Raw genomic sequence first — 15,873 nt, forward strand, 5'->3', positions numbered from 1 at the left:
ATCCTGATACGGCAAGGCGGGGCGCACAGGCCGGGCGGCACGGCCCGGGCGGCGCGCACAGGAGAGCGGTGAGGGGGCGGCCCTATCGTGCGGCAAGACTTCACGCCCCCCTCCGAGGAGCCCCCATGACCGCCGTCGAGCAACGGACGCTGCCCATCGGCGCGGCGTTCGACCGGATGCCGTTCACCCGCAGGCACGTGCTGATCGCGCTGGCCCTGTTCATCGCCTTCGTGATCGAGTCGTGGGAACAGCTCGCGCTCATCTACGTCGCCGGTGACCTGGGCGCCCAGTTCGGCGTCGACGAGGCGGGCATCGGCCTCGTGCTGTCGGCCGTGGCCTTCGGCATGATCCCCGGCGTGCTGATCTGGGGGCCGGTGGCCGACCGGATCGGGCGCAAGCCGGCCGCGTTCTGGTCGCTGCTGGCCTACGGGGTGGTCGCGTTCGCCTCGGCGTTCTCGCCGAACCTGGAGACGCTGGTCACCCTGCGCGTCGCCTCCGGGCTGGCGCTGGCCGGCGTCTACACGATCACGTTCCCGTACTTCCTGGAACTGCTGCCGACCCGGCACCGCGGGCGGGCGGCGGTCTACCTGTCGATCGGCTGGCCGATCGGCATGCTCGCGGCGATCGGCGCGTCGGTCGCGCTGGGCTCGCTCGGCTGGCACGTCGTGGTGATCGCCAGCGCGGCGGCCGGGCTGTGGGCGTTCGCGATCCGGGCCTGGGTGCCCGAGTCGCCGTACTGGCTGGCGGCGCGCGGACGCCAGGAGGAGGCGCGGGCGGTGCTGCGCTCGCTCGGCAGCGCCGACGCCGACGCGACCTTCACCGTCTCGGCCACCCGGGTGGGCAACCCGCTCGACCTGTTCCGCGGGCGGCTGGCCCGCATCACCGTGCTGATGCTGGTGCTGAACTTCGCGTTCAACTGGGGCTACTGGGGGCTGCAGACGTGGCTGCCGACGCTGCTGCAGGAGAAGGGGCTCAGCCTGTCGGCCTCGCTCGGGTTCGCGGCCCTCAGCGCCGTGATGATGATCCCCGGGTACGTGAGCGCGTCGCTGCTGACCGGGCGGTTCGGGCGCAAGAAGGTCTTCCTCGTGTACGTGGTCGCCGCCGTGCTGGGCGGGCTCTGGTTCGCCACCGCCGGGTCGACCGTGGAGCTCTACCTGGGCAACTTCGTGCTGGCGTTCTTCAGCATGGGCGCCTGGGGCGTCTGGAACACCTGGAACGGCGAGTTCTACCCGACGGCGCTGCGCGGCACCGGCTACTCGTGGGCGACGGCCGCCCAGCTCGTCGCCACGGCGGCGGCTCCGTCGGCCGTGGGCGCGATGCTGGCCGGGGCGACCGGGTTCACCGCGACCATCCTCATCATCAACGCGTTCATGGTGGTGACGGCGCTGCTGGCGGTGCCGCTGCCGGAGACGGAAGGGCGCGAGCTGGAGTGATCCTGGGCGTCTGTCTCGGACGGCCGCCGTCGCCGGTGACGGTGGCCGTACGGGACGGCGTGCCCGTTCCCGCCCCCCGGGCCGCCCGGGGGGCCCGGGCCGTGTGCGTGGCCGTCGACCTGGACGGGGCGCCACTGGCCCCGGTGGCGGCGATCCGGGTGGGCGGCCCGTGCCCGGAGGTGCTGAAGCCGCTGGTGGGATGGCCCGAGGGGTCCGGCGTGGCGGCGATCGTGCGGGGCGGGCACAGCCTGACCGGGCGGCCGCTGGCCCCTCTCGACACCGAGGCGGTCCGGCGCTTCGCCGAAGGGTGCGGGCTGAGCGACTTCGCGGTCACGGCGACGGGCTCGCCGGTGCTGGCCGATCACGAGCTGGCCGTCGCCTCGATCGTCGCCGAGGCGGTGCCGGGGGCGCGGATCACGCTCTCGTACGAGTTCGGTGGCCGTGGGTTGCGCGAGCGGGAGCACGACACGATCCTCAGCGCCGCGCTGGGCCCGCACGCCGGGCGGGTGGCCGACGAGGTGGCGGGCCGGTGGCCGGGCGTGCCGGCGTACTTCGCGCGTTCGGGCAGCGGCCTGGTGTCGGCGCACTACTTCCGCCGCTACCCGCTGGCGTGCCGGGCCGGGGCGACGGCGGCGCGCGACCGGGGGACGGCGGCGGGGCTGGCGGGCGACGCGGCGGCCGCCTTCGGGGCGACGGCCGGCGGGCCGGAGGCGCAGGTCGAGCGGATCGTGCGGGCGCTGGGGCGGGCCGAGCTCGACCGGGCGCTGCGCGACGCCGAGGACGAGGTGCTGACCCGGGTCGTCAGCGCGGGCGCCGCGCCGGGGTCGGCGCGGGTGGTGGAGACGACGGTCAACCCGCTGTCGTATCTGCCCGACGGGCTCTACCGGGTCCGCGTGACCGCCGAGGGGGCGACGCCATGACACCACCCGCCATGACACCACCCGGCACGACGGGTTCCGGCGGCGCCGGGCGGATCGGCGCGGCGGAGCTGGCCGCGTACGTGGCGGGGTCGCGGCTGTTCGCCACCGGGGCCGCCGAGTCGGCGTTCAGCCTGGCGGCCGACTGGGCGGGATCGGTGATCGGCGACGGCGTCGAGGTGGTGGCCGCGGGCGACCTGCCGCAGGACGTGCGCTGCGTGGCCGTGAGCCTGGTCGGCTCGACGACCGCGCTGGGCGAGCTGCTGCCGTCGGGCGACGAGCCGGCGCGGGCCGTACGGGCGCTGGAAGGCCGGCTGGGCGGGCGGGCCGGGGCCGTCGTGGCGCTGAACCTGGCCGCCGAGAACGCGCTCATCCCGCTCGTGGCCGCGGCGGCGCTCGGGGTGCCGCTGGTCGACGGCGACGGGACCGGGCGGGTGTTCCCGCTGGTGGAGCAGACGACGTTCGCGCTGGGCGGGGTCCCGGCGACGCCGCTGGCGCTCGCCGGGGCCTCCGGCGAGGTCGTGGTGATCGACACCGCCGCCGACCGGGTGGAGGAGCTGCTGCGGCCGGTGGTGCTGTCCGTGGGCGGCTGGGCGGTGACGGCCTGCTACCCGATGTGCGCCGGCGTGCTGGCCCGCGTGCTGGTGCCCGGCACCGTGAGCCGGCTGCTGCGCGCCGGCGCGCCCGGGACCGCCCGCGCGGTGGCGGCGCCGTACGGGGTGCGGACGCTGTGCCGGGGCCGCATCCTGGCGGTCGAGGGCAGCACCGGGCACGGGGCCGAGCTGGCGCTGCCGTCGCTGCCGTCGAGCATCGTCGTCCGGGAGTCCGGCGGCCTCGGGCGGCTCGTCCGGCTGGAGGCGCACAACGAGATCGTCCTGGCGCTGGCCGACGGCGCGGCCGTGGCGATGGCGCCGGACCAGATCTGCATGATCGCCGCGGACGGCGGGACGGTGGTGGACGTGGACAAGGCGGCTCCCGGCATGGAGGTGGAGATCATGGTGGTGCGGGCGGCCCCGGTCTGGCACACCGGCCCCGGCCTGGCCCTCGGCGGGCCGCGCGCGTTCGGGCTGCCGCTGTGAGCGCGGCAGGCCGGGTGGGGTCCGGGTGGGAGGCCCCGGTGACGGTGGCCGAGCTGGTGGACGCCGGGCCGCTCGCGGGGGCGCGCATGTACGGGACCGGCGAGAACCCCGTGCACCGGGTGCGCATCGTGGACGAGCTGTCGGTGCTGTCGACGGTGACGCCCCACACGGCGGTGGTGCTGATCGGCGCGGCGGCCGGCGGCGGGTGGGCCGTGGAGATGGCCATGCGCCGGGCCTGGGAACAGGCGGCGGCGTGCGTGATCGCGCCCTCGGGCGGGCTGAGCGCCGGCTCCGGGGCCGTGCTGGCGGAACGGCTCGGCGTGACGTTGATTTTCGTGGACGAGGACCCGCTCGTGACCGCCGTACGGGTCGCGTCGGCGGCGTCGCGTCCCGAGGCGGCGCGCACGCAGCTCGTGGCCAGGTGCGCCACCCGGCTGGCGGAGGCGGGCACGTCGGCCCGGCGGGTGCTGGGCGTGCTCAACGCCGAGCTGCCGGGCACCTCGGTCGCCTTCGTGGACCCGTACGGCCAGCTCCTGGCGGGACGCGCCGCCGGGGCGGCGGGACACCGCCCGCGCGACGGCGGCCCGGCGCCCGAGGGGCGGGCCGGTGGCGGGGTGCTGGCGGAGGTGGCGGTGCCGGACCGCGACGGGGGCGCGCTGGGGACGCTGGTCGCGGGCGGCGCGGCGCGTTCCCCCGGCTGGCCGTCCGTGGTGCGCGCGGTGCTGGGACTGGCGGTGGCGCCGCTGGTGGCCTGGGCCGCCGCCGAGCGCCTGTCGGCCTCCCGTGACTTCGTCCACCAGGAGTCCCTGGCCGAACGCCTCCTGGCCCGGCACGCCCGCCCCCTGGAGGAGGGACACGGCCACGCGCCGGAGAGCCCGCTGACGGCGGACGGCGAGGAGCCGGACGAGGTGCGGGGGCGGGCGGCGGCGCTGGGGTGGGCGGTGCGGGGGCCCGTGACCGGGTTCCTGGTGCTGCCCGCCGACGGGGTGACGGGGGCCGAGGAGGCGGGGCGGGCGCAGGCGGTCATCGCCGCCACCGTCGGGGAGGCGCCGGTGCTGCGGCGGGGCGGCGGCTGGGCCGGATGGTCGGCGGCGGCGCCGGACGAGCTGGCCGGGCGGCTGGCGCGGTGCGTGGCGGCGATGCCGTGGCCGTGCGCCGCCGGGGCCGGGGCCGCCGCCGTGGGGCTGGACGGGGTGGGGGAGTCGCTGCTGGGCGCGGAGGCCGCGGCGTTCGTGGCCGGGCCGGGCCGGGTGGCGCGGGCGGACCGGATGGGGCCCGCCGAACTGCTCGGCGCGCTCCCCGCCGGGGTGCTGAAGGCGCCCGCCACGGTGGTCCTGCGCCCGCTGCTCGCCGTGGACAAGGACGGCAGCCTGCTGGAGACGCTGGCCGCCGTCCTCGACGAGGGCGGCGCGCTGCGGGCGGCGGACCGGCTGGGCGTGCACCGCAACACCGTCACCGCCCGGCTGGAACGGGTCCGGGCGGCGGGCTTCGACCTGGAGGACCCGGCGTCGCGGCTGGCCCTCCAACTCGCCTGCCACGTCGTGCTGCGCTGACCGGCCCCCCGCCGGCCTGGGTCAGGGCGGGCCGAGGTCGCCGGGTAGCCCCGCGTGGAAGGCGCGCTCGTACGCCTCGGGGGTGAGTGCCGCCCTGACGGCCCGCGTGACGCGGTCGACGTCGGCGCGCTCGGCCGGGGGCAGCGGGGCGTGGACCGCGTCGCGGGCCGCGGCGGCGGCGCCGAGCAGCCGGGCCGCCCGGGTGTGGTCACCGGCGAGGGCCGCGGCGCCGGCCAGCCCTTCGCAGGCGAGGGCGAGCGCGCGCGGGTCGCCGGTGCGGCGGGCGTGGCCGAGCCCCTCCCGGTGGAGCGCCAGCGCGGCGGCGGCGTCGCCGCGCTGTTCGGCGATGAAGCCGAGCTCCGCCAGGATGAACGCCGTCCCGTGGTCGCCCTCCCAGCGGCGGCACCAGTCGAGCCAGGCGCGCAGGTGGGCCTCGGCGTCGTCGAAGCGGCCCTGGCGGCGGGCCACGATCCCGAGGCCGACCTCGGCGAACTCCTCGCCGCGCCGGTAGGCGTGGGCCGCGGCCAGCCGGCGGGCGCGTTCGTGCAGGTCGCGGGCGTGGTCGAGGTCGCCGGTGAGGATGGCGGTGCGGCCCAGCCTGGACAGCATCTTGGAGGCGTCGCTCCACAGCTCCAGGTCGCGGGCGAGCCGGTGTCCCTCCTTGCGCAGGCGTCCGGCCTCGTCGTAGTCGCCGGACATCTCGGCCAGGTCGCCCAGGACGTAGGCGGTCTGGAGCAGGCCCCAGCCGTCGCCGACGTCGCGGAAGAGCGCCCGCGCCCGGCGGGCGTCCGCGTCCGCCTCGACGGCCCTGCCCTGGTAGAGGTGGACCTCGGCGCGGACCGACAGGGCGGCGGCGGCCCCCCACCGGTCGCCCAGGGCGTCGAAGGCGTCGTGGGCCAGCCCGGCCAGGCCGAGGGGCACGCCGGGGTCGCCGAACCCGGCCCTGGCCAGCGCCACGAACCAGCGCGCCCGGGCCTGCCCGGCCGGGTCGGCGACCGTGTCGTACAGCTTGAGCGCGGCCCGGCTGCCCGCCTCACCGGTCTCGCCCGGGTCGTCGGCGTCCAGGAGGAACAGGGACATGCCCGCCCGCCAGGCGCGGGCGGCCGCCTTCAGCTCCGGGCCGCCGCCGGTCGACAGCGCCAGGTCGAACGAGCGCCGCGCCTCGGCGAACCGGCCCCGCAGGAACCAGAACCAGGCCAGCGCGCCGACCAGCCGCAACGCGGCACCGCCACCGGTCCTGACGCCAGTCCCGGTGCCGAGGCTGGTGCCGGTGCCGGGGCTGGTGCTGGGGTTGGTGCGGGCGGCGTGGGCGAGGGCGGCGCGGGTGTTGGCCGTCTCGGCCTCCAGCCGCCGCAGCCACAGGCGCTGCTCGGGGCCGCGCAGCCGGGCGTCGGCGTGCTCGGCGAAGGCGGTGTAGTGGGCGAGGTGGCGGTCGCGCGTGGCCCGGTCGTCGTCACCGGCTCCGGCCAGGCGCTCCGCGCAGTAGGCGGCGACCGACTCCAGCAGCCGGTAGCGGCCCTCGCGCTGATGCACGAGGGACCGGTCGACCAGCCGGGCGAGCAGGCCGAACACGTCGTCACGGCCCACCGGCCCGCCCGCGCAGACGGCCTCGGCCGCCTCCAGGGTGCAGCCGTCGGCGCAGACGGCCAGGCGGCGCAGCACGATCCGCTCCGGCTCGCTGAGCAGGCCCCAGCTCCAGTCGATGGCCGCGCGCAGCGTGCGCTGCCGTGCCGGGGCGCCGCGCAGGGTCGCGGTCAGCAGGCGGAAGCGGTCGTCGAGGCGGGCGGCGAGATCGGTGACGGGCATGGCGCGCACCCGCGCGGCGGCCATCTCCAGAGCGAGCGGGATGCCGTCGAGGCGGCGGCAGATCGTGGCCACCGCCTCCGCGTCGCCCGGTCCCAGGCGGAAGCCCGGGTCGGCGGCGGTGGCGCGGGCGACGAAGAGCCGCACCGCGTCCGAGCGTTCGGGGCGCTCGTCGTACGGATCGGGCAGGGACAGCGGGGCGACGGGCCACAGGCGCTCACCCGCGACGGCGAGCGGCTCCTGGCTGGTGGCCAGGACGCGCAGGGCGGGGGCGGCGCGCAGCAGGCGCGTGGTCAGCTCGGCGACGGGCTCGACGACGTGTTCGCAGTTGTCCAGGACGAGCAGGAGGTCGCGGCCGGCGAGGGCGTCGGCGAGGCGGCCGGGCCGGGAGCGGGCGGGGGCGCGGACGTCGTCGCGCAGGCCGAGCACCGCCGCCACGGCCTCGTGCACCTCGGTGGCGGTGCGCGCGGGGGCGAGCTCCACCAGCCAGGCCCCGTCGGGGTGGCGGGCGGCGACCTGCCCGGCCGCCTCCAGCGCCAGCCGCGTCTTGCCGACGCCGCCCGCGCCGGTCAGCGTGATCAGCCGCTCGTCGGCGAGCAGCGCGCCGATGCGGCGCACCTCCTCCTCCCGGCCGATCAGCCCGGTCAGCGGCGCGGGCAGGTTCCCCCGGGCCCGCGCCCCCGTCCCGTCGGCGAAGCCGGCAGCGTCGGGGTCGGGGGCGGGGGTGAGGGCGGGGTCCTGGCGGAGGATCGCCTCGTGGAGGCGGGCCAGGTCGGGGCCGGGGTCGAGGCCGAGGTCGTCGCGCAGGCGTTCGCGCAGCTCGGCGAGGCCGGCCAGGGCCTCGTCCTGGCGGCCCGCGAGGTACAGGGCGCGGACGTGCGCGTGCCGGAGCCGCTCGCGCAGCGGGTGGGCGGCGACGAGCCCGCCCAGCTCGGCCGCGACCGCGGCGTGCTCGCCGAGGTCGAGCCGGGCGACGGCGAGCTCCTCCATCGCGGCCAGCCGCTGCTCCTCCAGCCGCCGGGCCTCGGCGCGGGCGAACTCCTCGTCGGCGTGCTCGGCGAACGCGGCCGTGCCCCGCCACAGGCCGACGGCCTCACCCAGCAGCCGCGCCTTCGCGCGCGGGTCGCCGGTGATCCCGTACGCGCGGCGCAGCAGCGTCTCGAAGCGCCCGGCGTCGACGGCGTCGCCGTCGGCCCGCAGCAGGTACGCCGACGGCCGGGACTCGATCAGGTCGTGCCCGCCGGGCTCGGCGTCCTCCAGGACGCGCCGCAGCAGCGACACCTTGGACCGCAGCGTGCGCACGGCGCCGGCAGGGGGCGCGTCGCCCCACAGGACGTCGGCGAGCCGGTCCACGGAGACGGCGTGGCCCCGGTGGACCAGGAGCGCGGCCAGCAGGGTGCGGATCCTCGCCTCGGGGACGTGGACGGGCTCCCCGCCCGACGTCCGCACCTCCAGGGGGCCCAGCACTCCGAAACGCACGCCGCAACGTTACCCACAACCTTTCCGGAGACCGTCCGGAACCCCCCTCCCGCACAGTGGAGCCATGACGAACACACCTGATGAATCCGTTACTGTCATCGGCCTCGGCCTCATGGGCCAGGCCCTGGCCGCCGCCTTCCTCGCGGCGGGCCACCCGACCACCGTGTGGAACCGCACGCCCGGCAAGGCCGCCGGCCTGGTCGAGCGCGGGGCCGTGCTCGCGCCCTCCGTGGCGGACGCCGTGCGGGCGAGCTCCCTGGTGGTCGTCTGCCTCACCGACGCGGACGCGGTGCGCGACACGCTCGGCGCGCACCGGGCCGAGCTGGCCGGCCGGACGCTGGTCAACCTGACGTCCGGCACGTCCGGCGAGGCCCGCGAGCTGGCGGCGCTGACGGCCTCCTACGTGGACGGCGCGATCATGGCGGTCCCCGAGGTGATCGGCAGCCCGGAGGCGTTCCTGCTGTTCAGCGGCTCGCAGGAGGCGTTCGACCGGCATCGTGACAGCCTGGGGCGGCTCGGCACCGCGACGTTCTTCGGCACCGACCCGGGGCTGGCGTCGCTGTACGACGTGGCGCTGCTCGGCGTCATGTGGGGCACGCTGAACGCGTTCCTGCACGGCGCCGCGCTGCTGGGTGAGGCCAAGGTCGAGGCGTCGGCGTTCGCGCCGTTCGCCACGCAGTGGGTGGGCAGCGTGACGGGGTTCATCACCGCGTACGCCGCCCAGATCGACCGGGGCGCCTACCCGGCGGAGGACGCCACGCTGGAGACCCATCTGGCCACGATGAAGTACCTGGTCCGGGAGAGCGCGGCGGCGGGCGTGGACACCGAGTGGCCCGCCCGCATCCAGGCCCTGACCGAGCGGGCGATCGAGGGCGGCCACGCCGGCACCAGCTACGCCAGCCTCGTCGAGGTGTTCCGCGGCCGGGCCTGACCCCCGGGCCGATCCTGGGGCCCGCGCTACAGCCCGGAGGCCGTGGCGACGAGGCCGCCGTCGATGACGAGGTCCTGCCCGTTGACGTAGGACGCCTCGTCGGAGGCCAGGAAGGCGACGGCGGCCGCCACGTCCTCGGCGGTGCCGATCCGCCCCGCGGGCACCGCGGCGACCACCGCGGCCCGCGTCTCGGCGGTGACGTTGCCGTGGAACATCGGGGTCTCGATGTAGCCGGGGCTCACGGAGTTGACCCGGATGCCGCGCGGCGCCAGGTCGGCCGCGAGCGTGCGGGCCAGGTTGTGCGCCGCGGCCTTGGTCGCGGCGTAGAGGGAGCCGCCGGCCAGGCCGCGGTGCAGCGTCCACGACGCGTTGACGACGATCGCGGCCCCGTCGGTGAGCAGCGGGAGGCTCTTCTGGACGGTGAAGAACACGCCTTTGACGTTGATGCCGAAGATGTGGTCGAAGGCGGCCTCGGTGACGTCGCCGGGCGGCTGGAACGCGGCGATGCCGGCGTTGGCGAAGAGCACGTCCAGCCGCCCGTGCCGGTCCCGTACGGCGTCGGCGATCGTGTCGAGGTCGGCGGGGCTCGCGGCGTCGCCGCGCAGCGCCAGGACGCGGTCGCCGCCGCCGAGCTGCCGGGCGGCGGCGTCGAGCCGGGCCTGGTCGCGGCCGGTGATGACCACGTCGGCGCCCTCGTCGAGCAGCCTGCGCGCGGTGGCGAGTCCCATGCCGCTGCCGCCGCCGGTGATGAGCGCGATCTTGCCGGTGAACCTGGAGGTCTGCTGTGTCATGGGACCCAGCGTGCCGACCGGCGGGGCGGGCAGACAGTGCGCGGCTGTCCGGGGAGTGACACCACCACCCTGCGGCGGGACGGTCAGGCGTGGGCGGCGAGCCGGTCGCCCAGCAGCCGTTCGACCCGGCCGGCGGTCCCGGTGCCGGCGCGCGGGTTGTACAGCTCCAGATACCAGTGCGGCCGGTCGGTGACCGCCAGGGTGGTGGTGTCGAAGAACAGGTCGCCGGCCTCGGGGTGGCGCACCGCCTTGACCGTCTGGGGCGGGGAGCCGACCTCGTGGCGCGCCCACAGCTCGGCGAACTCGGGGCTGGCCGCGCTCAGCTCGCCGACCACCCGGTCGAACTCCGGGTCGTCGGTGAAGTGGGCCGTGGTGGCGCGGAAGGCGGCCACGACGGCCGGGGCGGCCGACTCCCACTGCACGTGCATGCCCCGGTAGCGGGCGTTGGTGAAGAACGAGACCAGGCAGTTGTGGTCGACGTCGTCGTAGCCGAACACCGTACGGGTCGCGTCGTTGATCGCGAGCAGGTTCCAGTAGCGATCGCGCAGGATCGCCGGGCGCGGCATCCACGCGTCGAGCAGGTGCCGCAGCTCCGGTGAGACCTCGGTGTCGCGCCCGCCGCCGGGCCGTGGCGGGTTGAGCCCGGCCAGCAGGTAGAGGTGGACGCGCTCGGGGTCGCTCAGCCGCAGCGCGCGGGCGATCGCGTCGAGCACCTCGGTGGAGACGTTGATGTCGCGGCCCTGCTCCAGCCAGGTGTACCAGGACACGCCGACCCCGGCGAGCACGGCGACCTCCTCGCGCCGCAGGCCCGGCGTGCGCCGCCGGCCCGCGCTCGCCATCCCGACGTCGCCGGGCGTGAGCCGGGCCCGGCGGGCGCGCAGGAAGTCGCTGAGCTGCTCGCGGCGGCGCCGCTTCGCGGCGGGGGTTTCGCGGGTCATGACGCCACTGTATTCACCACCGTATTCACCACCGCATTCACCGCCGCGGGCCGCGCCGCCGAGGGGAACCGGCCGGTACGGGCCGCGGCCCGGGCGGGGCGGTCAGCCCTGGGCGGGGCCGTAGCCGCCTCCGCCGCCGGACTCGCAGCGCAGCACGTCACCGGCCCTGACGGGGACGGCGTTGGCCTTGAGCATGGCGCGCTCGCCCGGGGTGCCCGGGTTGAGCGTGACGCGCGGGGGAGCGCCGTCCTCGCCGCCCGCCAGCCCCCACGCGGGCGTCACGGAACGCTCGAACCACAGCGAGAGGGAGGTGTCGCCGCAGAACTCGTACTCGCGGACCACGCCGTCGCCGCCCCGCCAGCGCCCGGCGCCGCCGGTGCCGGGACGGATCTCGTACCGGGTGACGCGGACGGGGAAGAGCGTCTCCAGGACCTCGATCGGCATGTCGCGCAGCGACCCGTTGACGTTGTTGATCAGCGCGGTCTCGCCGTCGCCGCCCTCCCAGGCGCCCCAGCCGCCGACGGTGGCCTCCTGGGAGACGTACAGCTTGCCGGTGCGCGGGTCGGTCCCGGTGAACTGGACGATCATGGAGTCGCCGTAGGAGGCGGCGGCGGCCTTGTCCGGCAGCACCGGGGCGAGCGCCTTGACGACCAGGTCGATGAGCAGCCCGAGGTGGGAGTAGTAGTACTGGCAGGCGGCGGGCGACTCGGCGGCCAGCATCGAGCCGGGCCGGGTCTCGACGGTGAGCGGCCGGAAGGAGCCGCCGTTGAGCGGCACGTCGCCGGAGACGAGCAGCTTGTAGCCGACGCGGACGGCGGCGACGGCCTGGGCGGCGCCGCAGTTGACCGGGCCGGTGGCCTGGTCGGCGCAGTCGGTGAGGTCCACGGCGATCGACTCGCCGGACACCGTCACCCGGACGGTCACGGGCAGCGGCGTGCCGAGGTCGATGCCGTCGTTGTCGAGGAACCCGGACGCCTCGTAGCGGCCGTCGGGGATGGCGGCGATGGCGGCGCGCTCCAGCCGCTCGGTCTGGGCGAAGATCTCGTCGCGGGCGGCCATGACGGTGTCGAGGCCCCACCGGGTGACGATCTCGCGCAGCCGCCGCTGCCCGGTCATCGCGCAGCTCACCTGGGCGCGCAGGTCGCCGAGCGTGGCGTGCGGGAAGCGTACGTTGCGGCCGATGACCTCGTGCAGGTCGCGGCAGGGCTGCCCGCCCTCGTACACCTTGACCGGGCCGAGCCGCAGCCCCTCCTGGAAGATGGAGGTGGAGTCCATCGACCCGCCGGGGTCCTTGGAGCCGACGTCGAGCCAGTGGGCGCGGGAGGCGGCGAACCCGGCCAGCTCCCCGTCGGCGAAGATCGGGCCGTAGACGGTGACGTCGTTGAGGTGGGTGCCGCCGATGTAGGAGTCGTTGAGCACCCACACGTCCCCCTCGCGCCACACGTCGCGGCCGTACCGGCGCTCGGTCTCGCGGGTGCACACCTCCAGGTTGCCCAGGAAGATCGGCAGGCCGGACGACTGGCCGAGCACGTGGTGGTCGCGGTCGAGCAGGGCGACGGCGCAGTCCTTGGCCTCGTAGATGACGGGGGTGTAGGAGCTGCGGATGAGGGTGGTGTTCATGTCCTCCGCGGCCTGCAGCAGGGCGCAGCGGATGATCTCCGTGGTGATGGGGTCGATCACTGGTGGGCCTCCACCTTCACGATGAGGAATCCGTTGTCGTCGACGCTCGCCAGGCAGCCGGGCGGGACGACCGTGGTGGCGGTCTCCTCGACCACGATCGCGGGCCCGGCGAAGGAGCCGGACAGCCCGGCGCGGCGCAGCACCGGGGTGGCGTGCACCTCGCCGTCGAAGATCACGTCCCGGACGGCGGGCTCGGCCGGGGCGGGGGGTTCCGCGGCGGCGGCGTCGGTGCGGGGGAAGGAGCCGAAGCCGGTGCTGCGCAGCATGACGAACTCGACGGGCGCCTCCGGGGTGGCGTGCCCGTAGCGGCTGGTGTGCGCCTCGGCGTAGCGGGCCGCGATCGCGGCGAGGAAGCCGGGGCGGGCGGGTTCGGCGGCGTCGAGCAGCGGGATGGTGAGCGTGTAGTCCTGGCCCTCGTAGCGCATGTCGACGGCGTGCTCGACGCGGCGGCGGTCGGCGGGGACGCCCTGGGCGGTGAGCGCGTCCAACGCCTCCGCCTCCAATGAGGCGAAATTGTGGGACATGTCGGGGCCGTCGAGCGTGTCCTGCGGCCGGAAGTACGGGCGCGTCAGGTCCCGCCGCACGTCCGCCTCCAGCATCCCCCACGCCGAGAACGCGCCGGGGAAGCGCGGGATGACGACCTCGCCGATGCCCAGCTCGCGGGCGATGAACACCGCGTGCATGGCCCCCGCCCCGCCGAAGGCGACCAGCGAGAACTCGCGCGGCTCCACCCCGTGCTCCACCGTGAGCGTCCGGATCGCCTGCGCCATCTTGGCGTTGGCCACGTCGCAGATGCCCTCGGCCAGCCGCAGCGGGTCCAGGTCCAGCTCGCCGGCCAGCTCCGCGACCGCCGCCCCGGCGGCCTCGGCGTCCAGCGTCATGAGCCCCCCGGCGAACCAGGCCGGATCCACCCGGCCCAGCGCCACGTTCGCGTCGGTGACGGTCGCCCGGGTGCCGCCCCGGCCGTAGCAGGCGGGTCCGGGCACCGCACCGGCCGACTCGGGGCCGACCCGCAGCGCCCCGGCCTCGGCGTAGGCCAGCGAGCCGCCGCCCGCGCCGATGGTGTGCAGGTTGACGATCGGCATGAGCACCGGGAAGCCCTCGATGCGCGCCTCGGAGCTGACGTCGGGCCGGCCGTCCACGACCAGCGACACGTCGAACGAGGTGCCGCCCATGTCCACGCAGATGACGTTGCGCCGCCCGCCCAGCAGCCGGGCCGCCGCCACGCCGCCCATCGTGCCGCCGACCGGCCCCGACAGCAGCGTCTGCAGCGGCCGGCGCATCGCGTAGGAGGCGTTGACCAGCCCGCCGGACGACTGCATGACGTGCACCGGCACGGTCAGGCCGCGCCCGGCGAAGCGCCGCTCGATGTCGGCCAGGTAGCGGCGCACCACCGGCCCGGTGTAGGCCTCCAGCACGGCCGAGGAGGTCCGCTCGTACTCGCGCCACTCGCGCGCGACCTCGTGCGAGAGCACCACGAGCACGTCCTCGCCGAGCTCCTCGGCCAGGATCTCGCCCGCCCTGATCTCGTGCGCCGGATCGGCGTAGGAGAACAGCAGGCACACGGCCACCGCGTCGAAGCCCTCCTCGCGGGCCCGCCGCCCGGCCCGCCGCACCGCCTCCTCGTCCAGGGGTACGAGCTCCGCGCCGCGCCAGTCGAGCCGCCCGCCCGCCTCCATGACGTCGCCGGGCGGCACCAGCGGGGTGGGCTTGCGGTAGCGCAGGTCGAACATGCGGTCGCGGTTGCCCCGGGCGATCCGGTAGACGTCGCCGCCGCCCTCGCTCGCCAGCAGCAGCACCCGGGCGCCCTTGCGCTCCAGCAGCGCATTTAGGCCCTGGGTGGTGCCGTGCACGAAGAACGAGATGGCCGACGGGTCGTCCACGACCCGGCCCAGCGCGGCGAAGACGCCCTCGGCCAGGTCGCCCGGCGTGGTGGGCGCCTTCGACGCGGTGACGGCCCCGGTCCGCTCGTCGTAGCAGACGACGTCGGTGAAGGTGCCGCCGATGTCCATGGCGACGCGATAGCTCATGGACCGACCGTATGCCGACCCCCGCCGCCCGGCCTGTGCGGGGTGCACAGGCCGGGCGAGTGAGCAGTGCTCAGCGCAGCGACTGGAAGAACGCCCGCACGTCGGCGGTGAACTCCTCCGGGCGCTCCAGGGCGGCGAACGTGCCGCCGCGCTCGTGCTCCACCCAGCCGACGATGTTGTTGTCGCGCTCGGCGAAGCGGCGGATCGGCCGCAGCACGTCCTTGGGGAACACCGAGATCGAGGTGGGCACGGTGGCGGGCTTGAGCTCCCACTCCACGCTGGTGTCCTGCTCGGTGTCGGGTGTCTCGACGAACGAGCGCGCCGCCGATCCGGCCGTGTTGGTCAGCCAGTAGATCGTCGTGGTCGTGAGCAGCCGGTCGGGGTCGATGCCGCCGTCGCTCCACTCGTGGTAGACGCTCGCGAACCACGACAGCAGCGCCACGGGGGAGTCGGCCATGCCGTAGGCGAACGTCTGCGGGCGGGCCGACTGGATGAGCTTGTAACCGTACTGCTCGGTCAGGTAGCTCTCGCGGAAGGCCAGCCGCTCCCGCTCGACCTCGGTGAGCCCGTCGAGCTCGCCCGGGGCGCCGATCGGGAAGCAGATGATCCCGTTGCCGTGCATGCCGATCACCCGCTCGGGGGCCAGCACGCCGACCTCGCGGGAGATCCAGGTGCCCCAGTCGCCGCCCTGGACGCCGAACCGGTCGTAGCCGAGCCGGGTCATCAGCTCCAGCCACGCCCCGGCGATGCGGGTGGATCCCCAGCCCATCTCGGTCGTGGAGCCCGACAGCCCGTAGCCGGGCAGGGACGGGATCACCAGGTGGAAGTCGCGGCTGAGCGGCTCGATGACGTCGAGGTACTCCACCGGCGAGCTGGGCCAGCCGTGGGTGATCAGCAGCGGCGTGGCGCTGGGGTCGGCCGAGCGCACGTGCAGGAAGTGGATCCGCTGGCCGTCGATCTCGGTGACGTACTGGTCGTGCCGGTTGATCTCGGCCTCGGCGGCCCGCCAGTCGTAGCCGTCGCGCCAGCGGGCGGCGAGCTCCTTGACGTGGGCGAGCGGCGCGCCCAGGCGCCAGCCGGCACCGGGGACCTCGTCGGGCCAGCGCACCCGGTCGAGCCGCGCGCGCAGGTCGTCGAGCTCGGCCTGGGCGGTGTCGAGGCGGAAGGGCCGGACGTCGTTCAAGCGTTCTCCTCAATTGTTCGGTACGCTGTACCGTACAGTATACGGTTCGCGGCGCG

11 protein-coding genes are annotated in these 15,873 nt (G+C 76.0%); 5 read left to right on the forward strand and 6 right to left on the reverse strand.

The window, feature by feature from the left end:
* Positions 1-125 precede the first annotated feature (125 nt).
* Genes ACBI99_RS27085 through ACBI99_RS27100 form a run of 4 tightly spaced genes read left to right on the forward strand, consistent with a single transcriptional unit; the run spans position 126 to position 4,982 of the window.
* On the forward strand, positions 126-1,433 hold the full coding sequence (locus tag ACBI99_RS27085) for an MFS transporter (RefSeq protein ID WP_219510435.1): 1,308 nt from the start codon (positions 126-128) through the stop codon (positions 1,431-1,433).
* Positions 1,430-2,353 (forward strand): hypothetical protein, encoded by a 924-nt coding sequence (locus ACBI99_RS27090; protein ID WP_375073790.1) that lies wholly within the window; start codon positions 1,430-1,432, stop codon positions 2,351-2,353. The genes ACBI99_RS27085 and ACBI99_RS27090 overlap by 4 nt, the downstream gene beginning before the upstream one ends.
* A complete protein-coding gene (locus ACBI99_RS27095) occupies positions 2,350-3,429 on the forward strand; it encodes a DUF917 domain-containing protein (protein ID WP_375073791.1) in 1,080 nt (359 codons plus the stop codon). Before ACBI99_RS27090 ends, ACBI99_RS27095 begins: the two co-directional genes overlap by 4 nt.
* Positions 3,426-4,982 (forward strand): PucR family transcriptional regulator, encoded by a 1,557-nt coding sequence (locus ACBI99_RS27100; RefSeq protein WP_375073792.1) that lies wholly within the window; start codon positions 3,426-3,428, stop codon positions 4,980-4,982. The genes ACBI99_RS27095 and ACBI99_RS27100 overlap by 4 nt, the downstream gene beginning before the upstream one ends.
* A 21-nt stretch (positions 4,983-5,003) precedes the next feature.
* Here the strand turns inward: ACBI99_RS27100 and ACBI99_RS27105 are convergent, their stop codons facing one another.
* On the reverse strand, positions 5,004-8,264 hold the full coding sequence (locus tag ACBI99_RS27105; RefSeq protein ID WP_375073793.1) for a BTAD domain-containing putative transcriptional regulator: 3,261 nt from the start codon (positions 8,262-8,264) through the stop codon (positions 5,004-5,006).
* Between the two features lie 64 nt (positions 8,265-8,328).
* On the opposite strand from ACBI99_RS27105, the gene ACBI99_RS27110 reads away from it, so the two are divergent.
* On the forward strand, positions 8,329-9,195 hold the full coding sequence (locus tag ACBI99_RS27110; RefSeq protein ID WP_357593386.1) for an NAD(P)-binding domain-containing protein: 867 nt from the start codon (positions 8,329-8,331) through the stop codon (positions 9,193-9,195).
* A gap of 26 nt (positions 9,196-9,221) precedes the next feature.
* Here ACBI99_RS27110 and ACBI99_RS27115 read toward each other — a convergent pair whose 3' ends face one another.
* The 5 genes from ACBI99_RS27115 to ACBI99_RS27135 all read right to left on the reverse strand — a co-directional run bounded on the left by ACBI99_RS27115 (position 9,222) and on the right by ACBI99_RS27135 (position 15,817).
* Positions 9,222-9,986 carry a glucose 1-dehydrogenase gene (locus ACBI99_RS27115; protein WP_219508060.1) on the reverse strand — a complete coding sequence of 255 codons (765 nt, stop codon included), beginning with the start codon at positions 9,984-9,986 and terminating at the stop codon, positions 9,222-9,224.
* Between the two features lie 83 nt (positions 9,987-10,069).
* Positions 10,070-10,924, reverse strand: coding sequence for a helix-turn-helix transcriptional regulator (locus ACBI99_RS27120; protein ID WP_219508061.1), 855 nt, complete (start codon positions 10,922-10,924; stop codon positions 10,070-10,072).
* A gap of 102 nt (positions 10,925-11,026) precedes the next feature.
* Entirely contained in the window at positions 11,027-12,604 is a 1,578-nt protein-coding gene (locus ACBI99_RS27125; protein ID WP_219508062.1) for a hydantoinase B/oxoprolinase family protein, read from the reverse strand.
* Positions 12,601-14,634 carry a hydantoinase/oxoprolinase family protein gene (locus ACBI99_RS27130; RefSeq protein ID WP_375073794.1) on the reverse strand — a complete coding sequence of 678 codons (2,034 nt, stop codon included), beginning with the start codon at positions 14,632-14,634 and terminating at the stop codon, positions 12,601-12,603. The genes ACBI99_RS27125 and ACBI99_RS27130 overlap by 4 nt, the downstream gene beginning before the upstream one ends.
* Before the next feature lie 70 nt (positions 14,635-14,704).
* Complete coding sequence (locus ACBI99_RS27135) at positions 14,705-15,817, reverse strand: epoxide hydrolase family protein (RefSeq protein WP_375073795.1); 1,113 nt, start codon at positions 15,815-15,817, stop codon at positions 14,705-14,707.
* Positions 15,818-15,873: the final 56 nt, after the last annotated feature.

Origin of the sequence: Nonomuraea sp. ATR24 (assembly GCF_041950485.1) — a bacterium.
GTDB lineage: Bacteria > Actinomycetota > Actinomycetes > Streptosporangiales > Streptosporangiaceae > Nonomuraea > Nonomuraea ceibae.